The sequence below is a fragment of the Paenibacillus sp. 2KB_20 genome (assembly GCF_052115765.1).
Taxonomy (GTDB): Bacteria; Bacillota; Bacilli; order Paenibacillales; family Paenibacillaceae; genus Paenibacillus_AQ.
Window position 1 is genome coordinate 70239 of sequence record NZ_JBFRHH010000006.1, and the last position, 26596, is coordinate 96834.

At 46.3% G+C, this 26596-nt stretch carries 25 protein-coding genes; 22 read left to right on the forward strand and 3 right to left on the reverse strand.

The window, feature by feature from the left end:
- Nucleotides 1-21: 21 nt before the first annotated feature.
- Entirely contained in the window at nucleotides 22-414 is a 393-nt protein-coding gene (locus tag AB4124_RS17185) for an ArsR/SmtB family transcription factor (protein ID WP_441973616.1), read from the reverse strand.
- Nucleotides 415-646: 232 nt separating this feature from the next.
- Between AB4124_RS17185 and sufC the strand changes: the two genes are divergently transcribed.
- The 14 genes from sufC to AB4124_RS17255 all read left to right on the forward strand — a co-directional run bounded on the left by sufC (nucleotide 647) and on the right by AB4124_RS17255 (nucleotide 14897).
- The gene (gene sufC, locus AB4124_RS17190) at nucleotides 647-1474 is read left to right on the forward strand and encodes a Fe-S cluster assembly ATPase SufC (RefSeq protein WP_441973617.1); all 828 of its coding nucleotides are present in this window, start codon (nucleotides 647-649) and stop codon (nucleotides 1472-1474) included.
- Nucleotides 1475-1491: 17 nt separating this feature from the next.
- Nucleotides 1492-2808 (forward strand): Fe-S cluster assembly protein SufD, encoded by a 1317-nt coding sequence (gene sufD, locus AB4124_RS17195; RefSeq protein WP_441973618.1) that lies wholly within the window; start codon nucleotides 1492-1494, stop codon nucleotides 2806-2808.
- A 15-nt stretch (nucleotides 2809-2823) separates the two neighbouring features.
- Nucleotides 2824-4221: a Fe-S cluster assembly protein SufB gene (gene sufB / locus AB4124_RS17200; protein ID WP_441973619.1), complete on the forward strand. Its 1398-nt coding sequence runs from the start codon at nucleotides 2824-2826 to the stop codon at nucleotides 4219-4221.
- Nucleotides 4222-4282: 61 nt separating this feature from the next.
- Nucleotides 4283-5032, forward strand: coding sequence for a 2,3-diphosphoglycerate-dependent phosphoglycerate mutase (gpmA, locus tag AB4124_RS17205; RefSeq protein WP_441973620.1), 750 nt, complete (start codon nucleotides 4283-4285; stop codon nucleotides 5030-5032).
- A 14-nt stretch (nucleotides 5033-5046) separates the two neighbouring features.
- The gene (locus AB4124_RS17210; protein ID WP_441973621.1) at nucleotides 5047-5865 is read left to right on the forward strand and encodes an MFS transporter; all 819 of its coding nucleotides are present in this window, start codon (nucleotides 5047-5049) and stop codon (nucleotides 5863-5865) included.
- A gap of 117 nt (nucleotides 5866-5982) precedes the next feature.
- Entirely contained in the window at nucleotides 5983-6477 is a 495-nt protein-coding gene (locus tag AB4124_RS17215; protein WP_441973622.1) for a MarR family transcriptional regulator, read from the forward strand.
- 831 nt (nucleotides 6478-7308) lie between these two features.
- Nucleotides 7309-9057, forward strand: a complete 1749-nt coding sequence (locus AB4124_RS17220; protein WP_441973623.1) for an ABC transporter substrate-binding protein — start codon at nucleotides 7309-7311, stop codon at nucleotides 9055-9057.
- Between the two features lie 99 nt (nucleotides 9058-9156).
- Complete coding sequence (locus AB4124_RS17225; RefSeq protein WP_441973624.1) at nucleotides 9157-10110, forward strand: ABC transporter permease; 954 nt, start codon at nucleotides 9157-9159, stop codon at nucleotides 10108-10110.
- 66 nt (nucleotides 10111-10176) lie between these two features.
- Nucleotides 10177-11061 carry an oligopeptide ABC transporter permease gene (gene opp4C / locus AB4124_RS17230; RefSeq protein ID WP_441973822.1) on the forward strand — a complete coding sequence of 295 codons (885 nt, stop codon included), beginning with the start codon at nucleotides 10177-10179 and terminating at the stop codon, nucleotides 11059-11061.
- 7 nt (nucleotides 11062-11068) lie between these two features.
- A complete protein-coding gene (locus AB4124_RS17235; RefSeq protein ID WP_441973625.1) occupies nucleotides 11069-12052 on the forward strand; it encodes an ABC transporter ATP-binding protein in 984 nt (327 codons plus the stop codon).
- Entirely contained in the window at nucleotides 12045-13010 is a 966-nt protein-coding gene (locus AB4124_RS17240; RefSeq protein ID WP_441973626.1) for an ABC transporter ATP-binding protein, read from the forward strand. Before AB4124_RS17235 ends, AB4124_RS17240 begins: the two co-directional genes overlap by 8 nt.
- A 271-nt stretch (nucleotides 13011-13281) precedes the next feature.
- Complete coding sequence (locus AB4124_RS17245; protein WP_441973823.1) at nucleotides 13282-13464, forward strand: ArsR family transcriptional regulator; 183 nt, start codon at nucleotides 13282-13284, stop codon at nucleotides 13462-13464.
- Between the two features lie 14 nt (nucleotides 13465-13478).
- The gene (locus AB4124_RS17250; RefSeq protein WP_441973627.1) at nucleotides 13479-14030 is read left to right on the forward strand and encodes an OsmC family protein; all 552 of its coding nucleotides are present in this window, start codon (nucleotides 13479-13481) and stop codon (nucleotides 14028-14030) included.
- A gap of 594 nt (nucleotides 14031-14624) precedes the next feature.
- Entirely contained in the window at nucleotides 14625-14897 is a 273-nt protein-coding gene (locus tag AB4124_RS17255) for a hypothetical protein (RefSeq protein WP_441973628.1), read from the forward strand.
- Nucleotides 14898-15370: 473 nt separating this feature from the next.
- Here AB4124_RS17255 and AB4124_RS17260 read toward each other — a convergent pair whose 3' ends face one another.
- Nucleotides 15371-15946, reverse strand: coding sequence for an NAD(P)H oxidoreductase (locus AB4124_RS17260; RefSeq protein WP_339273539.1), 576 nt, complete (start codon nucleotides 15944-15946; stop codon nucleotides 15371-15373).
- A gap of 245 nt (nucleotides 15947-16191) precedes the next feature.
- Between AB4124_RS17260 and AB4124_RS17265 the strand changes: the two genes are divergently transcribed.
- A complete protein-coding gene (locus AB4124_RS17265) occupies nucleotides 16192-16563 on the forward strand; it encodes a winged helix-turn-helix transcriptional regulator (RefSeq protein WP_215157267.1) in 372 nt (123 codons plus the stop codon).
- A 237-nt stretch (nucleotides 16564-16800) separates the two neighbouring features.
- Here AB4124_RS17265 and AB4124_RS17270 read toward each other — a convergent pair whose 3' ends face one another.
- Complete coding sequence (locus AB4124_RS17270; protein ID WP_379406121.1) at nucleotides 16801-17298, reverse strand: DUF1579 family protein; 498 nt, start codon at nucleotides 17296-17298, stop codon at nucleotides 16801-16803.
- Between the two features lie 380 nt (nucleotides 17299-17678).
- On the opposite strand from AB4124_RS17270, the gene AB4124_RS17275 reads away from it, so the two are divergent.
- The 7 genes from AB4124_RS17275 to AB4124_RS17305 all read left to right on the forward strand — a co-directional run bounded on the left by AB4124_RS17275 (nucleotide 17679) and on the right by AB4124_RS17305 (nucleotide 26586).
- The gene (locus AB4124_RS17275) at nucleotides 17679-18839 is read left to right on the forward strand and encodes a GntR family transcriptional regulator (protein WP_441973629.1); all 1161 of its coding nucleotides are present in this window, start codon (nucleotides 17679-17681) and stop codon (nucleotides 18837-18839) included.
- 549 nt (nucleotides 18840-19388) lie between these two features.
- Entirely contained in the window at nucleotides 19389-20339 is a 951-nt protein-coding gene (locus AB4124_RS17280) for an ABC transporter permease (RefSeq protein ID WP_441973630.1), read from the forward strand.
- 32 nt (nucleotides 20340-20371) lie between these two features.
- Complete coding sequence (locus AB4124_RS17285; protein WP_441973631.1) at nucleotides 20372-21286, forward strand: carbohydrate ABC transporter permease; 915 nt, start codon at nucleotides 20372-20374, stop codon at nucleotides 21284-21286.
- A 90-nt stretch (nucleotides 21287-21376) separates the two neighbouring features.
- Nucleotides 21377-23035 carry an extracellular solute-binding protein gene (locus tag AB4124_RS17290; protein ID WP_441973632.1) on the forward strand — a complete coding sequence of 553 codons (1659 nt, stop codon included), beginning with the start codon at nucleotides 21377-21379 and terminating at the stop codon, nucleotides 23033-23035.
- A 78-nt stretch (nucleotides 23036-23113) separates the two neighbouring features.
- Nucleotides 23114-24097: a Gfo/Idh/MocA family protein gene (locus AB4124_RS17295; RefSeq protein ID WP_441973633.1), complete on the forward strand. Its 984-nt coding sequence runs from the start codon at nucleotides 23114-23116 to the stop codon at nucleotides 24095-24097.
- 18 nt (nucleotides 24098-24115) lie between these two features.
- A complete protein-coding gene (locus AB4124_RS17300; RefSeq protein WP_441973634.1) occupies nucleotides 24116-25192 on the forward strand; it encodes a Gfo/Idh/MocA family protein in 1077 nt (358 codons plus the stop codon).
- A 362-nt stretch (nucleotides 25193-25554) separates the two neighbouring features.
- Complete coding sequence (locus AB4124_RS17305) at nucleotides 25555-26586, forward strand: aminoglycoside phosphotransferase family protein (RefSeq protein ID WP_441973635.1); 1032 nt, start codon at nucleotides 25555-25557, stop codon at nucleotides 26584-26586.
- The last annotated feature ends 10 nt before the right edge of the window (nucleotides 26587-26596 follow it).

The following is a 26596-nucleotide window of genomic DNA, read 5'->3' on the forward strand; positions in this document are numbered from 1 at the left end:
GTGAGTAACACGCCTCCTTTTTTATCGATTGAGGTTGTGATCTGCAATTCCTTTCTTTGGACAAGTCATTTGAAAAAAATCATCGATCATTTGATGAACCAGTCGTGCTCTTTCATTGTCGGCGAGTGAATAATAAACTTCTTTCCCCGCACGTCTGCTTTTGATCAGTCCGTGAAGCTTCAGCAATTTCAAGTGATGAGAAACGGAAGCGGCACTTATGCCAAGAGCGGCTGAAATATTGTTCCCGCACTCCTCGCAATGACAGAGCAACCAAAGGATTCGCAAACGTGTGCCGTCGCAAAGCTGTTGAAAGACGGTGGCTCCGTCCAGAAAATATTCCACATCAGGCATTTGCTTTAAAGCATGGCTCATATCTTGTCCGTGGTCGTGAAGTATTTCCTTGTCTTTTTTCATGGACACTCCTTCAAATAAGTATTCATTTGATGAAACGATCAGTGTGCTCATTCTATTTTAGCCTATGGATTACCTGATATCTAGTCAAGGAATCCCGGGACTTTTACTTTCCATCACCGGTATATTCACGGTTATTCTCAAAAATATAGTTGACAATGAGAATCATTATCAACTATTATGTTAACTAGTAAACAAAATATGATCAACACATATGAAAAGGAGTGGCGATGAAATGACAGTGAGTCTGCGAATAGAACAATTGAAGGCGGCAGTTGAGGGTAAGGAAATCTTGAAAGGTCTGAGCCTTACGGTAAACGGGGGAGAAATTCATGTCGTGATGGGACCGAATGGAACAGGGAAGAGTACATTGGCCTCCGCTTTGATGGGGCATCCCAAGTACGAAGTAACAGAGGGGAGGGTTACGCTGAACGGAGAAGATCTGCTGGAGATGGAAGTGGATGAAAGGGCACGGGCAGGATTGTTTCTGGCCATGCAATATCCGAGTGAGATCACGGGAGTCACGAATTCCGATTTCATGCGTAGTGCGATCAATGCAACACGTGAAGAAGGCCAGGAAATCTCGTTGATCAAATTAGTGCGCATGATGGAAGCAAGCATGCAGACGTTGGAGATGAACCCTGAATTTATGCATCGTTACTTGAACGAGGGCTTTTCCGGGGGGGAGAAAAAGCGAAATGAAATTTTGCAAATGATAATGCTCGAGCCGTCATTAGTCATTCTGGATGAAATCGACTCCGGTCTGGACATCGATGCTCTGCGCATCGTTGCTGAAGGGGTCAATGCTTTGCGCAGTGCAGACCGAGGATTCTTAATTATTACGCACTATCAGCGACTCCTTAATTATATTAAGCCGGACTTTGTACATGTGATGATGCAAGGAACCATCGTAAAGTCTGGAGGGCCGGAATTAGCGGAGCGGTTAGAAGCAGACGGTTATGAGTGGATCAAAGAAGAGCTGGGTATTACAGAAGAAGCGGCGACGCCGGATGAAGAAGAGCCGTTTCGAATTCCGATGCAAACCAAGTCACCGCGTATCTGAAAGGGGAGAGCCGTAACATGACAATGAACAGTGCAGAAAACCAGGTATCAGGACAGCTTCAATATGAAGCAGAGCCGGATTGGTTGATCATGTCGAGGAAGAGAGGCATCAATGCCGTCAGCACCCTGCAACTGCCCAAGCTGGAAAAGACGAATCTGCAGCGGTGGCCATTACAGCAGTTAGGGATTTGCCGTAAGCCAGAGCAGGTGAGATCTTTCGATGAATTGCCGGAATCCATCAGGAAATGGGTGTACACGGACAATATGTTGGTACAGCGGAATTCGGGCCCATTAATTAAGTGCTTGTCAAAAGAACTTCAGAAGCAGGGAATTATTCTGACCGATCTGGAAACAGCAGCAAGGCAGTATCCGGAACTTGTAAAGCCTCATTTCATGCAAGCCGTGCAGACTGAAGAGAATCTGCTTACTGCGCAGCATGCCGCGCACTGGAGCGGCGGAGCCTTTATTTACATTCCTGAGGGGGTTCATGTAGAGACCCCGCTGCAGACGCTATTTTTTGTAGACGAATCCGATACGCTCTTTATGCCGCATGTTTTGGTGGTAGCCGAGAAGCGTAGTTCCGTAACGCTGGTGGAGAATACCATGTCCTCATTAGATAAGAGTGTGGCAGTGAATCAAGCCATTATGGAAGTATTCGTTGGCGAAGGTGCAGCAGTCAATGTCGTGTCATTGCACCAACTGGAAAGAGACGTGATCGACCTGACTTATCGGCGCGCAATCGTTGAACAAGACGGAAGTGTGAATTGGTTGAATGGCGAAATGAATTGGGGCAAGTCGATGAGCGATACGGCATCCATACTCAAAGGCGAAGGGGCACGTTCGGATATAAAATCAATCTTGGTAGGATCCGGCAATCAGACTATGAATATCACAGCCCGGACGGTCCATTTTGGCAAGAATTCGCCAAGCGATATGGTAATCAGAGCAGTGATGAGAGAGCAGTCAACCGCAATATTGAACGGGATCACCAAAATTGAGAAGGGAGCAAGCGGGGCGAACGGACAGCAGACGGAAAAAATATTGATGCTGCATCCCGAAGCGCGCGGCGACGCCAATCCGATCCTGTTGATTGATGAAGACGATGTGAAAGCCGGACACGCCGCCAGCGTCGGACAAGTCAATCCGGAACAGCTGTATTATATGATGTCCAGAGGCATTAGCCGCGTAGAGGCCGAGCGGCTAATCGTGTATGGTTTCCTCGCTCCCGTCGTGGCCGAAGTACCGCTGGAAGGTGTAGCCACTCAGATGCGAGCACTCGTGGAACATAAGCTGGGGCAAATCAAGGAACTAGATCAAGCAAGCATATCTGAATAAGGAGGATGACAATAAATGGCCAAGGAATTGATGGAGCTGGGAGAATATCAGTATGGCTTCAAAGATGCGCATCAAGCGGTGTTCCAATCCGGGAAGGGACTGACGCGTGAGATTGTTTCCACCATATCGGAGATGAAGGGAGAACCGGGCTGGATGCTCGACTTTCGTCTGAAATCGCTGGAATTGTTCCAAAGTATGCCGATGCCAGCATGGGGCGGCGATCTGCGAGCACTGGACTTCAATGATATTCAATATTATGTCAAGCCTTCCGAGAAGCAGGGGAAGACCTGGGAGGAAGTGCCGATTGAGATTAAGCAAACCTTTGACAAGCTGGGTATACCGGAAGCGGAACAGAAGTTTCTTGCCGGCGTGTCCGCCCAATATGAATCCGAAGTCGTGTATCACAGCATCCAGAAAGAGTTAGAGGAGCAAGGGGTCATCTTCACAGACACGGATACGGCGCTCCGCGAGCACCCGGATCTGCTGCGCCAGTATTTTGGCACCATTATTCCGCCGAGCGATAACAAATTTGCCGCACTTAACAGCGCGGTATGGTCCGGAGGAAGCTTTGTTTATGTTCCAAAAGGGATAAAATGCGAAGTCCCATTGCAAGCTTACTTCCGCATCAATTCGGAGAACATGGGACAATTCGAAAGGACGCTCATCATTACGGAAGAGGACAGCTTTGTGCATTATGTAGAAGGCTGCACGGCACCGATTTACAGCACGAATTCGCTACATAGTGCCGTTGTGGAAATCATCTGTAAGCGAAATTCCCGTGCGCGATATACAACCATTCAGAATTGGGCGCCCAATATTTACAACATGGTGACAAAGCGGGCGGTAGCCGAAGAAAATGCAACAATGGAATGGGTGGACGGCAATATTGGTTCGAAACTGACCATGAAATACCCTTCCGTATTGTTAAAAGGCCGCGGAGCCAGGGGTTCGGTACTCTCGATTGCAGTCGCTGGCAAAGGACAGCATCAAGATGCCGGGGCCAAAATGATTCACCTGGCTCCGGATACGACCTCGACTATCATATCAAAATCGATCAGCAAGCATGGTGGTAAAGTCACGTATCGCGGTCTGGCTTCCTTTGGACGCAAAGCTTCAGGAGCCAAATCGAACATCAAATGCGACACGCTCATTCTTGATAATGAGTCCACGTCGGATACGATCCCTTATAACGAGATCAAGAACGACAATGTCACGCTTGAGCACGAGGCGACCGTTTCCAAGGTATCCGAGGACCAGCTCTTTTACTTGATGAGTCGAGGCCTGTCTGAAGATGAAGCAACCCAGATGATTGTGATGGGCTTCATCGAACCGTTTACGAAAGAACTGCCTATGGAATATGCGGTTGAAATGAACAGGCTCATCAAGCTGGAAATGGAAGGCAGCATAGGGTAAGCTCTATCATCTATCCAGAATTATGGTTGCAACTGAGTTCATCAGAAAGGATGGGAGAGAGATGCATAAATTGGTTTTGATTAGACATGGAGAAAGTCTGTGGAACAAAGCGAATTTATTTACAGGCTGGATGGATGTAAACTTGTCGGATAAAGGCATTCAGGAGGGTTTACATGCCGGCAAATTACTTAAGGAAGAACAGTTCGTATTTGATGTAGCCTATACCTCATATTTAAAGCGAGCGATTAAAACACTAGATTATGTGCTGGAAGAAATGGATTTGCTGTGGATTCCTGTATATAAAACATGGCAGCTTAATGAGCGCCATTATGGTGCGCTTCAAGGTTTAAGCAAAACAACAACCGCTGAGAAATATGGAGAAGCGCAGGTTCAATTATGGCGCAGAAGCTATGATGTGCTGCCTCCTGCTTTGACAAAGGACGATGCCCGTTATCCAAGATACGATATTAAATATCGCGACATGGATGACGAGCTTATCCCGTTAACGGAAAGCCTCAAGGAAACGGTTGTTCGGGTTAGGGATTATTGGGATAAGGAAATTGCACCGCAGATTAAAGCGGGTAAAAATGTCATTATCGCTGCACATGGCAATAGTCTACGGGCATTAATCATGTTTCTGGAAAATCTCAGCTCAAAAGAGATTATTGATTTGAACGTCCCAACGGGTATTCCGCTTGTATATAATCTTGATGACCGACTATATCCGGTCGAGAGATATTACCTTGGAAGCGAGGAGCATCTCGAGAGTAAGATCAAGCAGGTTGCCGAGCCAGATAAGATTATGGAATAAGGGCAAGAATTGGATTGAAACTGTCGCTGATGTTGATCACGTTGTCGCAAGGCTCCGGTTGGGGATGGGGCTCGGCCCGTACACTGCTTTGTCTGGGAGGCGGGCTATTGGCGCTAGCACTGTTTCTTTGGCGCGAGATGTCAATCGACACGCCGCTTCTACAGCTCAAAGTATTTCTGAATCGGCGATTCACGTCGACGGTGATATTGCTGTGTATCGTGATGATCAACTTTTTTTCGGGCATGCTCCTCGTTCCCGTTTTCTTACAAAATGTTCAGGGACATTCGCCACTTGATTCGGGGATGATTCTGTTACCAGCTACATGTGCCATGGCGATTATGTCCTTGGTAGTCGGTCGGCTGTACAAAGTGGTTGGCCCCATGCCGCTACTGCTTGTTGGCGTACTGTTGATGGCCGCAGGAAATTTGCCGCTAGCGTGGCTGAAAATCGACAGCTCATCTGCATATACGCTCTTGTGGATGACGGTCCGCAGTCTAGGTCTCGCCCTGGTGCTGATGCCGGCGACGACGGCCGGGATGGAGGAGATTTCCCGCGAATATATCGGACACGCCTCCTCCATTCAGAACTGGCTGCGGAATGTATTCGTATCGTTCGGTGTGGCTCTATTCACCACGCTGCTATCTTCACGTACGGCTGACCACGCCGCAAGGCTGACCGATGGGGAAGTCGGACCGAACTTGGCCCACCTGTCCACAACGATGGGCATCAACGATTTGAACATTTTATCAACGCTTATTGTCGTGCTGGCACTACCATTTGTTTTTGCAATTCGCAAAGCGCGGCAGAAGGAACGGGGAATCGACAGAGCCTAAAGGAATCCCGTGCGTTAACCATCTCGTATCTTTGGTAGAGGAACGTTGCTCCCTGGTATCGGAACATGATACGATTGTTTCTCGATTAAGAATAATTTCTGTTACGGAAGGTGCGAGATGATGAATTCATTGGAGACGATCAAATGGCTGGTCCAGGATCAGGTTGTTCATATTGTGCATCTGAGCGAGCAAAGGATCGAATCGGAGCAGGACAAGATTTTTCGTTATGCACAAGAGCAGCAATTGGAGTCGATCCCGCGTCATTTGACTAGCGTACACGTGATCGACTGCATCGGCAACAACGAGCCGATTAACAATACGGCGCTTGCAGAGAAGATGAAATTGTCCAAGGCCGGCATTACGAAGATCAGCGCGAAGCTGTTGGAGGAAGGCTATATCCATCGAAGGCAACTGAATGATAATAAGAAGGAAGTCTACTTCAGTTTAACGGAGAAGGGCAGACGGGTTTTTGAGCTTCATCAACAACTTCACAAGCTGGAGGAGGAGAGGTTTATGCAGCTGCTTGAGCCGTTTAAGGAAGCGGAATTACACGTTATTCTGCGATTTCTGCAAAGCGTATCCTCGCATCGGGCTAACAAAGAGCAGGAGTAGGCGAGCGGCCACCTGGCGTTGGTAAGTGCCAGTGCCAATCGCAGGGCCACTGATCAATGGGAGCGTGATTGTCATGAGTATCGCCAACACATATTTAACTGTTGAATGAGATTTCTAGTCCTCCGACAGCCCGGATGTCTAATGATACAAAAGTGTTCACATTCCTATCGGACGACAAGAGCATGATATCTTGAAAGTCACATGAAATGTGGCTTTTTTTGTATTTAAGCATATCTTCAACAGACTTTAATCCGTATTTAAGTGCTATTAGGATGCAAAACGACGTGCAAAAGCCACGTGAAAGATTTTTTTAAAAAAAATTAAATGCTCGAACCGTACGTGAAATACTAAATTTGACTGATATGGAAGAGTCAACATTTGGACAAATAGCATCTTAATTCGGATTAGCGGAATGTCGGGGTGCCCAAGAGATCATCGGTGCAAAAACGGATTCTGAACTTAGGGATTGAACGGAGCGTGCACATTCGATTTCTTCCTATCACGAAGCATGTCGTTCCATTCGAAAACTAGGATGAAAGAACATGAATGGATTGACGAAATCCATCGTAAGCGTTGAAGAACCGAAGAAGATATGATATTCAACATTTGAACCAATGCCGGCCAATCTAAGGCCGGCATTGTAGTGTTCAAAAGTCGTCAGAATGTTTCTGTTTAGGCAGAAACACGCGGAAGTTAGCTATTTACAGAATCAATAACGCTGGCTAAAATGATCTTACTGATGCATCAGTTTAGCCATAAATCCCACTTAACCTATTTGAATTATAATTTTACTTGGAAACTAGGTTTTAAAAAAAGACAAAGGTGGTTTCTATGAGAAAACAACGATATTCCGGTTTTTTATGGTTAGGGTTATTGACGCTATTCCTAATTCTGTCTGCTTGCTCATCCGCATCTACCAACAACGAGCCGGAGGCATCGCCGCCGTCAACTCCCCCAGCGACTGCCTCCAGTGAGCCGGCTGAGGAGGGGACGGAGGGGCATTTACTAGAAGAGTCCTTGGCCGCAACCGATTTAAACAAGCTCCCGGACAGGGCGAAGCAGCGCAATGATGCGATTATCGTGACACTGGTGAATCCGAGCGGGGCCTTCACACCATACTTCACCCAAGTGGGCTATGACGGAAACGTTAACTCTGTCCTGTACACCCCACTGGTCCGTGTCGACACCGACGGTTTGCCGGTTCCGGGTCTCGCGGAGAAATGGGACATTTCCGAGGATAAGCTGACTTATACATATTATCTTCGCGAAGGACTGAAGTACAGCGATGGTTCCCCCATGACAACCGAGGATGTGGAATTTACATGGACCTTGCTTCATGATCCGTCTTATGACGGCCTCAACAGCGTGGTGGAGACGAAGATCAAAGGTGGTCAAGCCTACAAGGACGGTAAGGCGGATTCCATTGAAGGCATTCAAATTATCGATGAGCGAACCATTTCCGTGACGCTGGAAGAGACCAACGCAACGGCGTTGACAGTACTTGGTGGACCGATATTGTCCAAAGCGTACTATGGAAAGGATTATCGGTTCGGCAACCTGGATTATATTAAGAACCTGCACGCCAATCCGATCACGAACGGACCTTACAAGCTGGAGAAGTTCATTCCAGGCCAAGAAGTGCGTTTTGTCGCCAATGAACACTATGTGTTAGGCAAACCGAAGACCGAATACTTCATCTACAAGACCACGGAGGGAGACACTTGGCAGTTTATCGAAACCGGGGAAGTCGACTATGGCAGCTTTTCAGCTACGACAGATAACATCGAGAAACTGAAATCCCTTGGCTTCATAAACCTGATTCCATCCACGGCCAGTAACTACGGCTATAATCAATTCAATCTGGAGAGGGATCAATTGAAAGACAAGCGGGTTCGCCAAGCCTTGACTTACGGTCTGAATCGTCAGCTGATTTACGTGGATTCCAGGCAAGGGGCAGCGTCGATCGCCAACATTCCATCATCTCCGATTCTGTGGTCTTATACCGAGGAAGGCATCAACCCGTATCCGTATGATCCGGAGAAAGCAAAACAATTGCTGGACGAAGCGGGCTGGACGGTCGGCGCAGACGGCATTCGGGAGAAGGACGGGGTCAAGCTCCGTATCAACTATTTGGGATCGAAGAGCCCGAATACCGATATTTTCATTGCCGTCGCCAAAGAGAACTATAAAGAAATCGGAGTTGATTTCGTGCCTGAGCAATTCCCGGATTTCAACACGCTTGTATCCAAGGTCAATAACGGCGATTATGACATGGCTTCGTTCTCGACGACGATTATCAGTGATCCTTCGCAAGGGGTGGAGCGGTTCATCAAAGGAGAAACGAAGGGCTACGACAATCCACGCATCGAAGAGCTTTACGCCCAGGGTCTTGCGACTGGCGACGTCGAAGAGCGTAAAGCGATTTACCACGAAATGTTCAAAATATTGAATGACGAATTGCCGATCATGTTTACCAACTATACGAAATCAGTCATCGCAATCAACGGACGCATCGACGGTTTTGAGTTGAACCCGCTCGCGGGTATCGCATACAGTTTGCCGGGTTGGCATTTGCAATAAGCGAGCTGGCAGCTGGAGGGAAGATTAGACAGCTCTATCAAAGAAGGCATCTCCTGCCTGAACCCATCAGGCAAGGAGATGACTGATGAAGGAGAGAACATGAGAACCTATTTGCTCCGAAGATGCTTGTACATGCTCTTGATATTAATTGGCGCGTCCTTGTTAATCTTTATCTTGTATTCCTTAACGCCAGGCGACTATGTAGACAACAACTTGAGTTTGAGCGAGGAGCGCAAGGCGGAACTAAGGGAAATTCACGGGTTGAACAAGCCTGTCATTGAACGATACGTGAACTGGATGGCCAACATTTTCAAAGGCGATTTCGGTTATTCTTTGGCCCAGCAGCGCCCCGTCCTGGACCTGTTTCAGGATTACATATGGAACTCCTTTCTGCTGGCGGTGGTTTCGACGTTCTTCACCTGGTTCATTGCGGTCGTCGTGGGTGTTCTCACGGCCTATAAGCAATACTCGCTGCTGGATACCCTGGTGATGATCGGCATCTTCGCCGCGATGTCGATTCCTTCGTTCTTCATCGGGTTATTCCTTATCAAAGTATTCGCCGTCGATTTAAAGATTCTCCCGCCGGGTGGAATGATCACGACAGGGAGCCGGGCCGAGGGCTGGGACTATGTCGTCGAGGTGCTGCACCATATGCTGCTTCCGGCAGCCGTCATGATTTTGCTTGGCGTCGGGTCGCTCACCCGTTATTTCCGGAGCAACATGCTGGAGGTGATCCGGCAGGATTATGTCCGCACCGCCCGTGCAAAAGGGTTGAAGGAAAGAACGGTGCTGTTCCGCCACGCATTGAAAAACGCGATGCTGCCCGCGATTACGTTGATTGGCTTCGAATTGCCGGGCCTTTTCGGCGGCTCCATCATCATTGAGAAGATATTCAATTGGCCGGGCATCGGCCAGTTGTACATGCAATCTTTCACGGTGCGGGATTATCCGCTCCTCATGGGCTTTACCATGTTTTTGGCTATCTTGACGGTCGTCGGGACGCTCATATCCGATATCCTCTACCACGCTTCCGATCCCCGGGTCAGGCTTTAAAGAAAGGAGGAACTGCCTTTGTCGATTCCAACGACGGCAAGTCAAGCCGGAAAAGCCAGCCGAGGAATGGAGGTTTCAGACTCCTTATGGAAGCAATCCACTCGGAAGCTCAAGAAAAACAAGCTGGCCGTAACTGGCTTCGCCTTCATCGTGTTGATGTTTGTTGCTTGCTTTATCGGTCCCTTGTTCTCCCCATATGCGGATGGCAAAATCAATCCCGCCATGATGCACCAGCCCCCAAGCGGCAAGCATTGGCTGGGAACGGACCTGCTTGGCCGCGATGTGCTGACCCGGCTCTTGCAAGCAGGCCGAATTTCGCTCACGGTCGGCCTTGCGTCCATGGCGTTATCCATGACAATCGGGACGGTTCTCGGCGTCATTTCGGGTTATTATCGTGAAGTAGTCGATCAGTTGATCATGCGAACCGCCGATTTGTTGTTTACGATCCCGGGGCTTCCGATTCTCTTCATCATGGGGGCGTTGATGTCGGATTGGAAGGTTCCGACCGACTATCGGCTGTATCTGGTCATGCTCATGCTCAGCGTCATCGGCTGGCCCGGCGTGGCGCGGCTCGTCCGCAGCCAAATGCTGACCTTGCGGGAACGGGAGTATATGATAGCTGCCGACGTGCTGGGCCTCAGCGATAAGCGCAAGCTGTTTCGCCATCTACTGCCCAATGTCTTCCCGCTTCTGATCGTCATCGCCACACTTAGCATCGGAGGAGCGATACTGTCGGAATCGGTGCTCAGCTTCTTCGGGCTCGGGGTCATGCCCCCGACGCCCACTTGGGGAAATATGATCGATGCGGCCAACAACGTCATCGATTTTGAGAAACGGCCCTGGCTGTGGATTCCGCCAGGTCTGGCGATTTTTTTGACGGTCATTGCCATCAACATTTTCGGTGACGGATTGCGGGACGTTCTCGATCCTAAACAGAATACAAGCAGGTGAACGGATAATGAATTCATTAATCGAGGTCAATCATTTAAGCACTTATTTCGAATCCGGAACCGGAACGGTCAAAGCGGTGGACGATATCAGCTTTCGCATCCGCGAAGGCGAAACGGTATGCGTCGTGGGCGAATCCGGCTGCGGCAAGAGCATCACGGCCATGTCCATCATGGGATTGGTCGAAGGGCCGCACGGGAAAGTGGTGAACGGCCGGATCCAATTCGGGGACAAGGATCTTCTAAAGGTCAGCAAAGAAGAGATGCGCCGAATTCGGGGCAACGACATCTCGATTATATTCCAGGAACCGATGTCTTCCCTGAACCCGGTCATTACGATCGGCAAGCAAATCATGGAGCCGCTTATGCTCCATCGCCAAATGAACAAAAAACAAGCCAATACGCGGGCGCTCGAGCTGATCGAGCTGGTTGGCATTTCCCGAGGGGAACAAATCGCGGCTTCCTATCCCCATCAATTGTCGGGAGGGATGCTGCAGCGGATCATGATTGCGATTGCGATCTCGTGCAGCCCCAAGCTGTTGATCGCCGACGAACCGACGACGGCATTGGACGTTACCATCCAGGCGCAGGTACTGGAAACGCTGAGGGAAAGCAAAGAGCAATCCAATATGTCGATTCTGCTGATTACGCACGATCTTGGTGTGGTAGCCGAGATGGCGGATTATGTCATCGTCATGTACGCGGGGAAAATCGTCGAGGAGGGAGACGTCGAGGAAATCTTCGACCGTCCGAAACATCCTTACACGAAGGGATTGCTGAAATCCAAACCGATCCTCGGCCAGCGCTCGGACCTGTTGCACTCCATCCCAGGCCAGGTACCCAATCCGCTTGAACTGACGGAATCCTGCTATTTTCATGATCGCTGTGAAAGCTGCATGGCCATCTGCCGATCCCGGCAGCCGTCACTAAGAGAAGTGGAACCCGGTCACAGAACGGCCTGTTGGTTGTATGAAGAGGAGGTGCGGCATGAGTGAAGCATTGCTGGAAGTACGACATTTAAAAAAATATTTTCCCATTACCGCCGGGCTGCTTAATCGTAACGTAGGTCACGTCAAAGCGGTCGATGATATCAGTTTGACAATTCGGGCTGGAGAAACGTTCGGCCTGGTCGGCGAATCCGGCAGCGGCAAAAGCACGGTTGGGCGCACGATACTCCGGCTTCATGAGAAAACCAGCGGGGACATCCTGTACAAAGGTATCCCGTTTCACGACCTGCCCAAATCGGAGATGCGAAAGCTCAGGCCTAAAATGCAGCTTATCTTTCAGGACCCCTACAGCTCGCTTAACCCGCGTGTCCGCATCGGAGACGCAATCGGCGAAGCGCTGCTTGAACACGATTTGGCCGAAAAAGCCGAGGTTCGTGGTCAGGTGCTGGATGTACTGGAAGCTTGCGGCCTGTCTGCCTATCACTACAATCGGTTTCCGCACGAGTTTTCAGGCGGCCAGCGGCAGCGGATCGGCATTGCCCGCGCTCTGGTGCTGAATCCTGATTTCATAATCGCCGATGAGCCGGTGTCCGCGCTTGATGTGTCCATCCAGGCACAAATCATCAATTTGTTTCAAAAACTTCAGCATAACCGCGGATTAACCTATTTGTTCATTTCGCATGACTTAAGCGTCGTGGAGCATTTGTGCAATCGCATCGGGGTGATGTATCTCGGTTCCATGATGGAAATGGCTTCGCGTGACGAACTGTTCAGCCGTCCGCTGCATCCATATACCCAAGCATTGCTATCGGCGATCCCTGTCCCGGTACCAAGGCTGAAGCGGGAGAGGATCGTTCTCAAAGGGGACATTCCAAGTCCGGCTCAACCGCCTTCTGGCTGCAAGTTCCATACACGCTGCCCTTATGCCTTGGCGCAGTGTAAGGAAGTCGTGCCCGAGTTCCGCAACGTGGGGGATGATCATTACGTGGCATGTCATCTCGTTTGAAGCGGCACGCCATCTTCGGATCCTTATGTAACATATTGAGGATATGCCCGGGGGGCGTGTTCGGATGATGCGGAATGTTGTAAAATATGAGCGAAATGGCTGCTAGATACCGGCAGCCAGTCAATCATAAGAGGTCAAAGAAGGAGTGCAGCCCGGCAATATCTTTTATTCGTACAGAAGCCTGACCCTCTGCCATTATGCATCCAGGATCGAGCCGTATGCTGAGGCAGACGATGAGCCGTGACTTCATTTATACCGGCTTCTTCGCAGTCTGAGCGAGAAGAGCCGTTTGCGGATTGTGCACTTTTTGCGCAGCGAACCGCATACTTTTATCGAAGTGGTTCGACATCTTGGCATATCCAAAGGCATAACGCATAATCATATTTTCAATTTGCGCAGTGCGGGACTGCTCAACGTTCATTTCTTTTTTTCGTTAAAAATATCAAAATTGTAAAGGAGCGAGATAGCATGACTACATTAAATGAATATTTAGCACAAAAAAAAGCGGCGGCAGAGGCCCTGCGTTCTCAAGCGGAGAAAGACCCCAAGCCGAATACCTATTCGGCCAAGGTACAGGCGAAAGGCCGCAGTGGCGTTCGAGAAATACGTATACGCGACTTCCAAATTATCAGCGACAGCCCTGAGAATTATGCCGGATATAGCCTCGGTCCCTCATCACCTGAAATTCAGCTTGGTGTATTAGGCAGCTGCCTGACTCATATTACGTTGATTAAAGCTGCGGAACGGGGCATATCGCTGGAATCCCTTGAAGTCGAAGTCACGGGTCAGTTGCACCCGCTTGCCGGCAAACCGGGATACGAGGACATTCCCATATATCCGCATAATATCGAATATAACATTCACATCGTATCCGAAGAATCCGCCGAAACCATCGCCGAGCTTCATCAAGTGGTTGAGCGCGCATGCCCGATATACAACCTCCTAAAGTATCCGCAATCCATCTCCGGTGGATTAGTGCATCGCTCGCCTGCTAGCCAGCCAGAAGGTTCTTCCTTATAGAAATGAAGGGATAGATACATAGTCTTGACAAGTGGACACACAATTTGGATTGTGTGTCCTTTTATGCTATAACAGGGCACAGAAGACGATAGTTCAATAAAGACAAGAAGACAGCGCTAACGGGCAGTTATGTATAATAAAAAGACTTCAAGGTTTCATAATACAATTTTCCAAAGATGGTAGTATAATGGAGGAGAGTTGTTATTATTTCTTACCGCGTGCCTCTTCTGGCGTGCGGTATAATGATGGCTGCTGCAAGTGACACGGAGTCCACGCTAAGCCAACGGGCCCTGTCCATCGGAGGTGGCGTTAGATGAAAGATGTGGAAACAAGCGTAAGTAAAAAATACGTTTTATTATTGCTTATGCTTTCGCTGATAGTAGATTCAACATTGCTTTTAGTTAGTCTTAAACAATACTACTTAATCTTTGATACTTCTGGATTGAATAGTTTTATCGTATTTAATATAGTAGTACTAACTTTAATGTTATTAATATCAAAAAAAAGATTATATGGCTTCCTATTGTCATATTATTCTTTTTATTAATAGGTTATCGGATTGCTTTTTTATTTATGGAATGGGAATACGACTATGTGGATTCACCTAAAGGAACGGAAACTCTAATAATAAAGCACCGAGTAGCAACCTTAGGCGAAAGCCATTATTCATACGAATTTTATCAAAAGTCGTTTCCTTTTCTAATGAAAAAACTACCTGAAGAAGATGTAGGAATTACGGTTTATGATCATGATTCACATCCAAATGCTGAGAGAACATTAGGATTTGATCGTCCTGTATGGCTGAATGAAAAGGAAGTAGTCTTTGAATCAAAAGATGGTCGAAAGAAGATTACACTAAACAAATAATGAACAGGGTATTAATTAAGCGTTATTTTTCATCTGCCGAAAAAAAGAATACATGACATACGTTGATAAATTGTAAGATATTTATACGGCGGTGAAACGTATCATAAGTAGAATTGCTGATCATTATGCTAACGGGAGAGGTTAGTTCAATAGAAGACAAGAGAAGGCAGCCGTTTACGAGATCGGCTGCCTTTGTTCAACTAATGGGCAGGATGGTGCAGTAAAGGACACGAAGATGGTCCGATTACCGATTAGATAATGATCTAAATAGGTTTGCACAATAGTGATTTTAATGAACAGCATGAAAACCTGAAAATGGTAACAGAAACGCTGCCGGATGGAACGGCGATTTGTTACAGTTATGACGTGGTAGGTAAATCGTACGCAGAAGGTGGCACCAGCAGTGGGCAAGAGCAAACAACAACGTACACGCATAATAACGCAAATATGATAGTTCAGACTTAACTTAAAGCTTACTGCTTGGCATAATTCAGCCCTAAGTGATGAGCTTGGTTAAGCAGCATCTCATAATGCCTGGGATTGGAATCCAAAGTCTCGTATAAAAATTCTACCTTGGAATTGGATACACCGCAATAATCTGCAATTCCCACATTGAGAAGATGCGTCATCATTTCATCATAGTTACGCTTTTTCATCTGTTCTTTCGAAACGCCCGCCAAACCAATCCACAAGACATGCTGATGATGAAGCTGGTTCGAACCGTACGCAAACCCATTGTTCCATACCCGGTCAATATAACCTTTTAACATAGCTGGCAAATGCCACCACCAAATTGGAAAAATAAATGCCAAGGCATCATGCTCCTTCATTCGCCTTATTTCCATTTCTACCTGAGGGGAAAAGGACTGTTCCTCGGCTGACCAATCAGGTTCATCTACGCCTTTTAAAACAGGGTCAAAGCCAATCCCGTGTAAATCCAATATCTCATAGTCGTGGCCAGCCTCGGCAAGACCTTTTACAAAACGATCGGCAACCTTAAAAGTCAGGGAATCCTTTCTTGGGTGCGAAACAACGCTCAATACTCTCATGCCTGGATGTTCACTACCTTTCTTCACAGCTAACTCGTAGCCACGATCAATGGCTGATGCTATTATAAACAGTAACAAAATACTCTGGAAGTACGCACTTTCAAGTTCTATAGGATGATAGAGGTGCCATAGAAACATGGAAGTGCCCTAGAAAGATGCCCTAGAAACTTACCTGAATAACGGACTGAAATGAAAGAATCTTATGCTCCTAGCAAAAATACAGCCTTTTAACGGAGGAATAAGAGATGACTGAAAAGAGCAAAAATAACGTTCAAAAGAAGTATAAAGTTGGAGTGGAGGCGGCATTAGAAGTAATGGGGGGAAAATGGAAGCCTTTAATCATCTATCATTTGATGACTGGCCGGAAACGGACGTCTGAGCTTCGACGGTTAATACCCGACATTACTCAAAAAATGCTGACCACTCAACTAAGAGGCCTGGAAAAGGATGAGATTGTTGCAAGAAAGGTTTATAAAGAGATCCCACCTAAAGTGGAGTATGAGTTAACGGCCTACGGGTGGGGATTAAAGCCCGCGCTAGACTATTTATGCTATTGGGGAGAGGATCACCTGGAAAGGGTTTATGGTGACAAATCCAAGGTTTTGGAAGAGTTTTAAGGCTGTACAAAGCAGTGGTGAAAAAATAACATTGGACTGACCCCATGGAGTGGGATCAATCAAAACACCTTCAAGGGAATGCTTCAATAGAGACAACCTTGGAGGTGTTTTGATTTTTACAACAAGAGTGAGCTAATCGTTGAGCAGACCAAATTGTTCGGTCAGTGGATGTTAGATAGGAGTTTAGATTATTAAAACCAATATTTTGTGCATTAAGGGGTAGTACCAGCCTATTAGCTAAATGACTTTAGTCAATTTGATGTCCATCCAATGTACCCAATTCTTACCGTCGTTTGACAGCTCCCAACTACCTGTTAAGGTGTTGCTATCTTCACTAAACATTCCTGTGAATCGCTCCGATTTGCCCAAAATTGTCCAGGCACGGTCGATTAGGTTCGCTTGGTATGCACTGAAATTGCCTTGGTTGTCATATGAGTGTGTGGTGTACTTCTGACTGGAAGCATCATAGCCAATGATCTCAATAGCCTTAACCTCTTCTTTCCCCATATGACCATCAACATGATGAATAAGAAAATGACCCCCGGGCAACCATTCATAGGTATCTATTGCTTTCAACTGATCAGCTGGCCCAGACGGACTCGCTTTAATCACACCCTCTGTATTCCATTTCCCTACGAAGACATTCAAGCGTGCCATTGCAGGATCTGGTTTAGACGAATTTTGTGAAGTAAGGGCATCATCATTCTCTGGTTCACTGATATTGTTTGTTGCCATTTTGATTCTCCTTTCATGCTATGTTTCTTATATCATAGCATGTAACAAATGTTATGATTTCTTATCAATTGCTCATTTAATTACTCAGGGATAACAAATTACATATTAACCAGAACTGCCCTTTAGAATGCACAAAAGCGACCATTTTGTAGGAATTTCGCATAATCGTGACCACCTGCATGCCGCGTATCTTCTCCACCAAATGCCAAATCGGCGAAAAGTCTCGGCTAAACGGCCGGGGATTGTTTTACACTGCAACATAACCCAATGGCTCCTTTGGGCACAGCACCAACCACAAACAAAGAAAGGACATGGAATAAAACGGTTGCATCTTTCGTAATTTATATATTGAACATATTGAATGAAATGTGGTGATTCGGATGAGCTCTACGGAAAGAATACCTTTATATCAGAGGGTTCAAGAGTATATACGCAACTTGATAACGTCAAAAGTACTGAAGATTGGAGACCGTATACCAACGGAAAAGGAACTCATGGAGCGTTTCGGCGTAAGCAAGATTACTGTCGTTAATGCCTTGGCCGGTTTGGTTAACGAAAGAATCATAACCAGGGTGCCCGGAAAGGGGACTTTTGTAAGTGAGCCTGAATATGAAATGCCGGAAACATCTCCTAAAATTGCCGTAAAGCCTATCCATAAAACCAGTGGAGAAATGGGGACGCGGTTGATAGGCCTAATTCTGCCCAGCATTTATGACTATTTTACGATTAGACTTATACAAGGTATTCAGCAAGCGCTAAATGAAAACGGTTACCGTTGCGTTATTTATTTATCAGAGGGCAATCTTGATAAGGAAAAAGAGGCTATTAAGACATGTAGTAAAATCGGAGTGGAAGGGTTACTGATTTTCCCGGTTGACGAGGAATTATTCAACGAGGAAATATTAAGCATGAAATTTGCGGGGTTTCCGTTTGTTCTCATCGACCGTTACCTTCCTGGGGTGGAAACTCATTATATAGCATCAGACGGTAGGCTTGGCGTTAATATGGCTGTAAATTACCTGTGGGAACTGGGGCATCGCGAAATCGCCATATGCTCCGATTCGCCCATACAAACCGTCACCGTTCAAGAGCGGATCGATGGATATATGAATGCCTTCAAAGAAAAGGGATCACTCATAAACCCTGCCCACATCGTGACCGGTTTTGAAATCGGAAGTCTTGAGCAAGCTGAAACACATCCACTGTACCGCTATATCCAAAATCGAATGGCAACGGCCTATATTACGCTAAATGGAAGTCTTGGAGTGAAAATCAATCAGATTGCGCGTCAAGTTGGATTGAAGGTGCCTGAGGACATATCCATCATCAGTTTTGACGATCCGACTTCAATCATCGAAGGATACAGCACCTTCACACATGTTAAACAGTTTGAACGAGACATGGGCTACCGCGCGGCTTACACGCTGGTTGAGGTCATTAACAATGATGACGGGCAACAAGGAAAATACTTTAAAACCCTAGTGGAGCCGGAATTGGTGATTGGCGAGACGACGGGAAAAAACGTTTTCTCCACTTCGTGATATCAACACCCGTTTCCCCCTATATAGTAACCTAATTACGAGTCCGACGCGCTTTCTATTCAAAACCTGACAATGGAAGCGACGGTTCCCCGGGCTCTTCTATTACGTCAACTGCAACTTCCTCTCATGAAATCCTCCCATAATAAGTCCCAAATCCATAAAGAAATCCAGCAGAAGCTCTTCAAATCATTCACAGGTTGCTTTATTTCAATAAACATTTTTATCAAACAATTTCATAAGTATATATTGAATATAATGTATTTTTTCCAAGGAATAAACACACCTGAATATGGCCGACAGCCATCGATCATGCCCCAAACGACGCATCGTACGCCCAGGGAGCAGTGCACACGATGTACAAAATAAAATTATGGAATGATTCCTACACCATATTGAATATATTTAAACTGTAGAAATGAAACCGCTTGCAATGAAGGAGGGGAGACAGTCGCTATATACCGTCGAAACATCGAAAATTGGCTCTGTTCCTAAGCTATCGGGAATGGATTCGTAAAAATCCGATACGACGAAGTAGGAGGTGTACGGAGAATGGTACCAAAGGGTGTGGTTATCCACGGATTTGAGCAATTAAAGAAGAACAAGAAACTGAGTAGAATATGGTATTTCAGGCATATATATTTATTTTTGCTCCCTGCCATCATCTGGTTTCTGGTTTTTGCTTACTATCCGATGTACGGCATTTTAATAGCGTTCAAAGATTACAAATTCAATCTGGGAATATTGGGGAGTCCGTGGGTAGGCTTTAAATATTTCGAACAGTTTTTAAACGATTCCAGTTTTTACGATGTACTCCGAAATACGTTATCCATTAGTGCCCTTAAACTTTTTTTCGGATTTCCAGCTCCATTGATTCTAGCCTTAATGCTCAATGCCGTCATGCACAAAAAATTCAAAAGAGTGTTTCAAACGATTTCCTACCTGCCGCACTTCGTTTCGTGGGTCGTTGTTGTTACCTTACTTCAAAAAATCCTGTCTCCGAACGTAGGGCTTATCAATGACATTCGGTACCAAATGGGTTTGGATCCGATTTTTTTTATGGGAAAGCCGGAATTATTCTATCCACTGGTCATCATTTCTGACATCTGGAAAGGTATAGGCTGGGGTTCGATCATTTATTTAGCCGCGTTAACGAATATCGATCCGCACTTGTATGAAGCTGCGGAAATCGACGGGGCAGGTCGATGGAGCAAACTATTTAAGATTACGCTTCCATGCCTTGTTCCAACGATAGCCATACTGCTCATATTCTCCCTCAGCGGAATACTGAACGCGGGTTTTGACCAAATCTGGCTGATGCAGTCCCCGGCAACATTAAGCGTCTCGGAGATATTGGACACCTATGTCTTAAAAACAGGCCTCCAACAGGGGCAATTAGCCTATTCTACGGCCATTGGTTTATTCAAGTCTGCGATCTCGCTGCTGCTCATTGTTGCTGTCAATAATATATCCAGGCGCGTGAGCGACGTATCGTTATGGTAATCAGCTAGCGCTGAAGATGAGGAGGTGTGTGTATGGGTGCGAGAAGGCTGACGACAGCAGATAAAATGTATATGACGCTTAACTATTCGGTGCTGTTGTTATTCTGCGCTACAGCACTATATCCATTTATCTATTTTCTAGCCCTTTCCTTCAATGACGGCTACGATGCGATGAAGGGTGGAATCTATTTTTTTCCTAGAGTTTTTACATTAGAGAACTATGCGAAAGCTTTTAGCAACTCTTTAATCTTAAATTCGTTTTATATTTCCATTACCCGAACCCTTGTGGTAACGGTTGCCTCTGTGTTTTTGACGGCCTTATTAGCCTACGCACTTTCACGGAAAGGTTTGCCTGGAAGAAAATATATTGTATTCTTCTTTTTCTTTACCACCTTGTTCAGCGGAGGACTTATTCCGACTTTTATCCTGTTCCGGCAATTACACATCCTGGATACGTTTTGGGTGTTGGTGTTGCCGTCCCTATATAGTTTTTTCAATGCGATTATCATGAAAACCTTCTTCGACGGGATTCCTGAAGCTCTGTCGGAATCGGCCCGAATCGACGGAGCAAGTGAGTTGGCGGTATTTGCAAGAATCATATTGCCTCTTTCGATGCCGGTGCTTGCTACCATTGCCTTGTTTGTCGGAGTGGGCGTGTGGAATGACTGGTTTACCGGTCAGTTTTTCATCCAGAATGAAAAACTGCAGCCTGCAGCTACGTTCCTTAATAAGATGATCAGCGAAGCTTCTTTCCAGTCAATGACGTCGGGAAATAGCGGATCTGCTATTCAAAACATGACCCAGACTCAGATGGAACTGCGAGGAGTAACGCCGGAAGCCTTGAGGATGACTTTCGTCATCATTATTACGACCCCGATTATCTGTGTGTATCCATTTCTACAGAAATATTTTGTAAAAGGCGTATTGGTAGGCTCTCTTAAGGAGTAGTTGGTATAAAAGGTAAAGCCTTTTATATAAAAACTTCCAGTGGAAGGGGATTGTAGTATGAGGAGGAACAAGCGTAGGAGTGTTCTTGTTATGACACTAATCGCTTTACTGCTTTTAGTGACCATGACGGCATGCACGGGAAAAGGCGGAGGGGAAGATGCAGGCACGGTTGACACAGGTCCGAAGGAGCAAGGTAGTGAAGAAATAAAACCGGTAACCTTGACTTTTCTCAGTGCTTGGAACGGTGGCGGAGCCGGTTTCCCGCAGGATCAGAAGAATAATCCTGTAGCCCAAAAAATTAGGGAGAAAACCGGAGTAACGTTAAAACTGGAATCCATCACAACAAGCGAAGTAGAAAAACTAAACACCATATTTGCTTCCGGTACGGTTCCGGATATTGTTAACGCACCATTCTGGTCGACTACAGGAGGAGAAGGACAAGTCATCAAGAAAGCGGCCATGGAAGGACAGCTTCTGGATTTAACACCATATCTCGATAAATACCCGAATATTAAGAGACTTGTGACTACCGGGATTGCAAAGGATTTTGCCGAGTTCGATCTCAATAGTCCCGATTTTGAAGGCAAGACTTATCTCATTCCTACGGAGACCCCGGACGGCACCCCTGAGAGCATTCATAATTGGAATTACGGTCTTTTTGCCAGGGGGGATATCCTGAAAGCTTTAAATGTAAAAGCGGAGGATATTGATACGCAAGAAGAACTATATGATCTATTGGTCAAGATCAGAGATGGAGGTTTTAAGGATATTGGCGGGAAACCGGTCATCCCGGCCGGAACGATGTGGAATGGATGGGATTCCGGCCAATTCCTTGCCGGGTGGTCGGATTACACGATTTCGGACTTCCATCAAGTGGATGGAAAACTGATTCACTGGACGCAATCCAAGGACCATGAAGCTAAGTTGTTATACATGAGGAAGTTATTAACGGAAGGTTTATTTGATCTTGAAGCCTTTAACAATACGAGTACAACAGCGAATGAAAAGCTTACGACGGGTAAACTTGCCGTATTTGGAGCCCAGCCGATGTTAGATGATTTACAAAAAACGCTTTATAAGACGAATCCGGAAATGCAATATGAACTACTCGGGCCTATGAAGAATAAGAGAGGAGACATTCGAACGCAAGTGGAAAAACCCGGCCGTTCCGGTTTCCCTGCCCTATTCTTAAGCGCGAACATCAAAGATCCTGATGCGGCATTACGTTACATTGATTATGTCAACAGCGAAGAAGGCCGATTGCTTGCTTATTTCGGGATCGAAGGAACGCACTACACCATGGAAAACGGGTTACCCCGGTGGATTCCTGATGTGAAAAAACAATTCGATGATAACCCGGATCTGAAAAGAGACGCAGGGCTCAATTATCTTCCAGGAAGATTCATCGGGGCATTCTCCAATGATATTACTTGGCCTATGCCCGAGGATCAAAAAACGAAGTGGAAAAAGTTGGAGGAGAGTCTCTCAGCAAAAATGCCTATCAAAATTATAGACAAAGTAAGCGCCAACTACCTTGCAAGAGAGTGGCCCAAATATCAGGAATTTATAAGCAAAACCAGCAGTTTGAATTTCGATGAGGAATTTAAGAGAGCGTATTTTGCGGCGTCAGATCAAGAAGCTCTAGATATGCTTCATAGTGTTCAAGAAAAATTTAGAGCTGCCGGCGTGGAAGAAATGGCGGAGTTTGTGGCTCAAAAAGCTGCAGAACGAGATGATGTAGGGTTCTAAGTGAAGGAAGTTTATCCATGGGATGGTGTCACTGCCATCCCAGATCACTTTGATTAAAAGAATACGGAGGGAAGACGAATGTTGAACGTTGCGATGTTAAGTAAGTGGCATGTACATGCAGATGATTACGCAAGAAGGTTACAATCTCACGGTAACGTTAAACTCACAGCAGTCTGGGACGAGCAGCCTGAACGCGGAAGCGAATGGGCTGCCCAATTGGGAACGGATTTTGAAGCGGATTTGGACACGCTGCTAGAGCGGGAAGACATCGATGGCGTCGTGGTGGATGCCCCTACAAGCATGCATGCAGACGTCATGGTAGCAGCTGCTGAGGCCGGCAAACACATCTTTACCGAGAAAGCCATGGCTCTTACCGTAGCAGAATGCGACCTTATTTCTGCAGCGGTACGCAAAGCAGGCGTCAAGTTCTGCATTTCATTTCCCGCTCGCACAAGGCCTCACCAATTGTTTGCGAAGCAGCTGATCGATGACCATGTATTAGGGGACGTCACGCTTTTGCGCATCCGGAACGGCCACGACGGCGCATTGAACAATTGGCTTCCGGAATACTGGTACGATGAGAAGCAAACCGGCGGTGGAGCGATGATGGATTTGGGATGTCATCCGATGTACTTAGCCAGTTGGATGTTGGGTCAGCCCAAACGAATCACCTCCATGTTTCATTATTTCACCCATCGTGCAGTGGAAGATAATGCGCAGTGCTCCATTGAGTTCGTAAACAACGCGGTCGCACTGGTCGAAACAAGCCTTGTTACCTACAAAACTCCTTCTGCCCTTGAGATTTACGGTACGGAGGGCACCCTGATGATCTCAGATGATACCGTTAGAGTCATCTCGAAGAACCTCGATTTACCTTTTTCCGGATGGATTTCACCCAATCAACTCCCTAAAGAGCAGCCGCTTCCGATTATCCAATGGGCAGATGCATTGATTCATGACAAGCCAATGCCCTTTGGATTGGAGGACGGGACGAAATTGACGGAGCTATTGGAAGCGGCTTACATCGCGCATAAGGAAAACCGAACGGTAGAGTTTAAATAACGCGGGGGAGGGAATGCGATGAGAACCGTAAAAGTAGGGATCATCGGTTGCGGAATGATTGCGAACGGCAAACATATGCCGTGTTTGTCCAAGTTAGATAACGTACAGATGGTGGCCTTCTGCGACTTGAAGCCGGAAAGAGCCGAGGAAGCCGCGGAAAAATACGGCACGCAAGGCGCTAAGGTGTTTACCAATTACAAGGATCTGCTTGCTATGGAGGAGATTGAGGTCGTACATGTGCTAACACCGAACAGCTCCCACGCGACGATTTCTATTGATGCTCTTGAATGCGGCAAACATGTCATGTGCGAAAAACCAATGGCCGTCACAGGTGCGGAGGCCAAAGCGATGTACGAAGCCCACTCGCGAACAGGCAAGAAACTAACCGTCGGGTACCAGAATCGTTCCAACGCCAAAAGCCAGCTGTTAAAAAAGATGATCGCCGATGGGGAACTTGGAGATATCTATTTTGCAAAAGCTGTCGCTACCCGAAGACGAGGCGTACCTACATGGGGCGTGTTTCTAGATAAAGAGAAACAAGGGGGCGGTCCTATGATCGATATTGGAACCCACTCCCTTGATCTGGTCCTATGGTTGATGGATAACTATGAACCGGAGAGTGTCGTCGGCAGTGTCTTCCATAAACTGAAGCATACCGAAAATGCCGCGAACGAATGGGGAGCCTGGGATCCCAACGAATTCGAGGTAGAAGATTCGGCGTTCGGGTATGTGAAATTTAAAAACGGAGCTACGGTCATCATTGAAACAAGTTGGGCCCTTAACATTGCGGAAGGTGGTGGCAACCTGCTTTGCGGAACGAAGGGGGGAGCGGATTTTGCTAAAAATGAACTGCGAATCAATGGCGAGAGGGACGGGAGCTTGTTCCTGAATAAAATTGAGGTGAATCCGAATGCAAGAGAACTGTTCAGGGGAGATGAAATGACCGATTTCGAGTATGAAGCTAAACAATGGATTCACAGTATCGTGAACGATACCGAACCCTTGGTTAAACCGAGGGAAGCTATGATTGTTTCACAAATATTAGAAGCCGTGTATATATCCGCAGATACAGGCAAAACCGTTTATTTTGATTAGGAATAAGGACGTGAAATATAAAATCAGCCCCTTCATTTGTATGATTTACATTGTACCATCATAAAACAAATCTTGTGTCCGATGACAAGAACATATAGACATTGAAAGTCGCTAATTTAGCGGCTTTTTTGTTTTGCCGGTTTGATGGATCTAATCATTTTCCAATCGCGATTTCATTAAGCTAACTGGTAGGAAGAGGTAATAAATGAATATATCTATAATCCACCTTTCATCGTTGTCTTCTTTTCCAATATGATGATTATGTATGGCACAAGCAAATCAGAAACTGTATAACGGACAAATCGACAGGGGTGTTTACCTTAACCATTCACCTTGTAAAAAAACGATTGGAGGACTTCATAATGTGCGAAATAACAGCCGAAACGTTGACACCGATCATAAGTAAAATGCTCGGTACACCAATAATCTCCACCGATTTCCAAACCAAACCATTACATGGTGGTACAGTGGGGAATGTCCAGCTTGTAACAGGCAATGCCAAAACCACTGACGGCGGGACGTTGCCCTATAAAATCGTTTTAAAAACGCAGAAAAAATTTGAACGTTACGACGATCCCGATTCCTGGCGCAGGGAATATGATTTTTATAAATCCAATTTCGGCGCTCTGTTTTCTGAATCATTTCGTTGGCCTGAGTGCTATCACATCGAAATGAACGAAGAAGAAAACGAAACGCAGATATGGATGGAATATATCGACGGCATATCGGGTTTAGATTTGACTGGCGATATGTATGAACGCGTAGCCGAAGAATTAGGGCGGTTCCAAGGCAAGTTATATACTGAACAGCCAATCATTTTACAGAACTTGAAAAACCTGAGCAAAGTGGATTATATGAAGAACTTCTATCTTCGCTACCGGTCATGGAATAAAGTGTACGATTACATACGCTCCGACGATTGCGAAATCCCGAAACACCTATGTAACATGCTCATCGACATTGATGAAAACGCAGACGAAATTTTCAACCGTATAGAAAAGCTGCCCATCGTGCTGTGTCACAGGGATTTTTGGGTAACAAACATATTCTATTCAGACGGTAAAACCATACTCATCGACTGGGATACCACAGGGTGGGGCTATTTAGGTGAAGATATGGCAAGTCTTATCGCGGACGAAGCCGATATTGAAAACATGGTTGAATACTACCATAGATGTATCCCGGCGTATTACAAGGGCTTTTCGGAATATGCGGATATTTCACACATAACGGATAACTGCGTTTATGAGTTGATTCTACTTATGTTCGGATACAGGCTTGTTGAGTGGTATATGGACGCAGGATCGGGAAACAAACTTCAAGAAACGGAGGATGAAAGAACGCTGCACATTCATACCCTGCAAAAAATCTTTGAGATAAGGAATGAACAATGAGAATTGGAGG

What these genes read in the sequence shown, in the direction of transcription:
- AB4124_RS17185 (WP_441973616.1), bottom strand. Translation starts at nt 414, where the DNA reads ATGAAAAAAGACAAGGAAATACTTCACGACCACGGACAAGATATGAGC.
- AB4124_RS17225 (WP_441973624.1), top strand. Translation starts at nt 9,157, where the DNA reads ATGAGAACCTATTTGCTCCGAAGATGCTTGTACATGCTCTTGATATTA.
- AB4124_RS17265 (WP_215157267.1), top strand. Translation starts at nt 16,192, where the DNA reads ATGACTGAAAAGAGCAAAAATAACGTTCAAAAGAAGTATAAAGTTGGA.
- AB4124_RS17290 (WP_441973632.1), top strand. Translation starts at nt 21,377, where the DNA reads ATGACACTAATCGCTTTACTGCTTTTAGTGACCATGACGGCATGCACG.
- sufB (WP_441973619.1), top strand. Translation starts at nt 2,824, where the DNA reads ATGGCCAAGGAATTGATGGAGCTGGGAGAATATCAGTATGGCTTCAAA.
- AB4124_RS17250 (WP_441973627.1), top strand. Translation starts at nt 13,479, where the DNA reads ATGACTACATTAAATGAATATTTAGCACAAAAAAAAGCGGCGGCAGAG.
- AB4124_RS17280 (WP_441973630.1), top strand. Translation starts at nt 19,389, where the DNA reads ATGGTACCAAAGGGTGTGGTTATCCACGGATTTGAGCAATTAAAGAAG.
- AB4124_RS17270 (WP_379406121.1), bottom strand. Translation starts at nt 17,298, where the DNA reads ATGGCAACAAACAATATCAGTGAACCAGAGAATGATGATGCCCTTACT.
- AB4124_RS17215 (WP_441973622.1), top strand. Translation starts at nt 5,983, where the DNA reads ATGATGAATTCATTGGAGACGATCAAATGGCTGGTCCAGGATCAGGTT.
- sufC (WP_441973617.1), top strand. Translation starts at nt 647, where the DNA reads ATGACAGTGAGTCTGCGAATAGAACAATTGAAGGCGGCAGTTGAGGGT.
- AB4124_RS17295 (WP_441973633.1), top strand. Translation starts at nt 23,114, where the DNA reads ATGTTGAACGTTGCGATGTTAAGTAAGTGGCATGTACATGCAGATGAT.
- AB4124_RS17300 (WP_441973634.1), top strand. Translation starts at nt 24,116, where the DNA reads ATGAGAACCGTAAAAGTAGGGATCATCGGTTGCGGAATGATTGCGAAC.
- gpmA (WP_441973620.1), top strand. Translation starts at nt 4,283, where the DNA reads ATGCATAAATTGGTTTTGATTAGACATGGAGAAAGTCTGTGGAACAAA.
- sufD (WP_441973618.1), top strand. Translation starts at nt 1,492, where the DNA reads ATGACAATGAACAGTGCAGAAAACCAGGTATCAGGACAGCTTCAATAT.
- AB4124_RS17305 (WP_441973635.1), top strand. Translation starts at nt 25,555, where the DNA reads ATGTGCGAAATAACAGCCGAAACGTTGACACCGATCATAAGTAAAATG.
- AB4124_RS17275 (WP_441973629.1), top strand. Translation starts at nt 17,679, where the DNA reads ATGAGCTCTACGGAAAGAATACCTTTATATCAGAGGGTTCAAGAGTAT.
- AB4124_RS17260 (WP_339273539.1), bottom strand. Translation starts at nt 15,946, where the DNA reads ATGAGAGTATTGAGCGTTGTTTCGCACCCAAGAAAGGATTCCCTGACT.
- opp4C (WP_441973822.1), top strand. Translation starts at nt 10,177, where the DNA reads ATGGAGGTTTCAGACTCCTTATGGAAGCAATCCACTCGGAAGCTCAAG.
- AB4124_RS17235 (WP_441973625.1), top strand. Translation starts at nt 11,069, where the DNA reads ATGAATTCATTAATCGAGGTCAATCATTTAAGCACTTATTTCGAATCC.
- AB4124_RS17240 (WP_441973626.1), top strand. Translation starts at nt 12,045, where the DNA reads ATGAGTGAAGCATTGCTGGAAGTACGACATTTAAAAAAATATTTTCCC.
- AB4124_RS17220 (WP_441973623.1), top strand. Translation starts at nt 7,309, where the DNA reads ATGAGAAAACAACGATATTCCGGTTTTTTATGGTTAGGGTTATTGACG.
- AB4124_RS17285 (WP_441973631.1), top strand. Translation starts at nt 20,372, where the DNA reads ATGGGTGCGAGAAGGCTGACGACAGCAGATAAAATGTATATGACGCTT.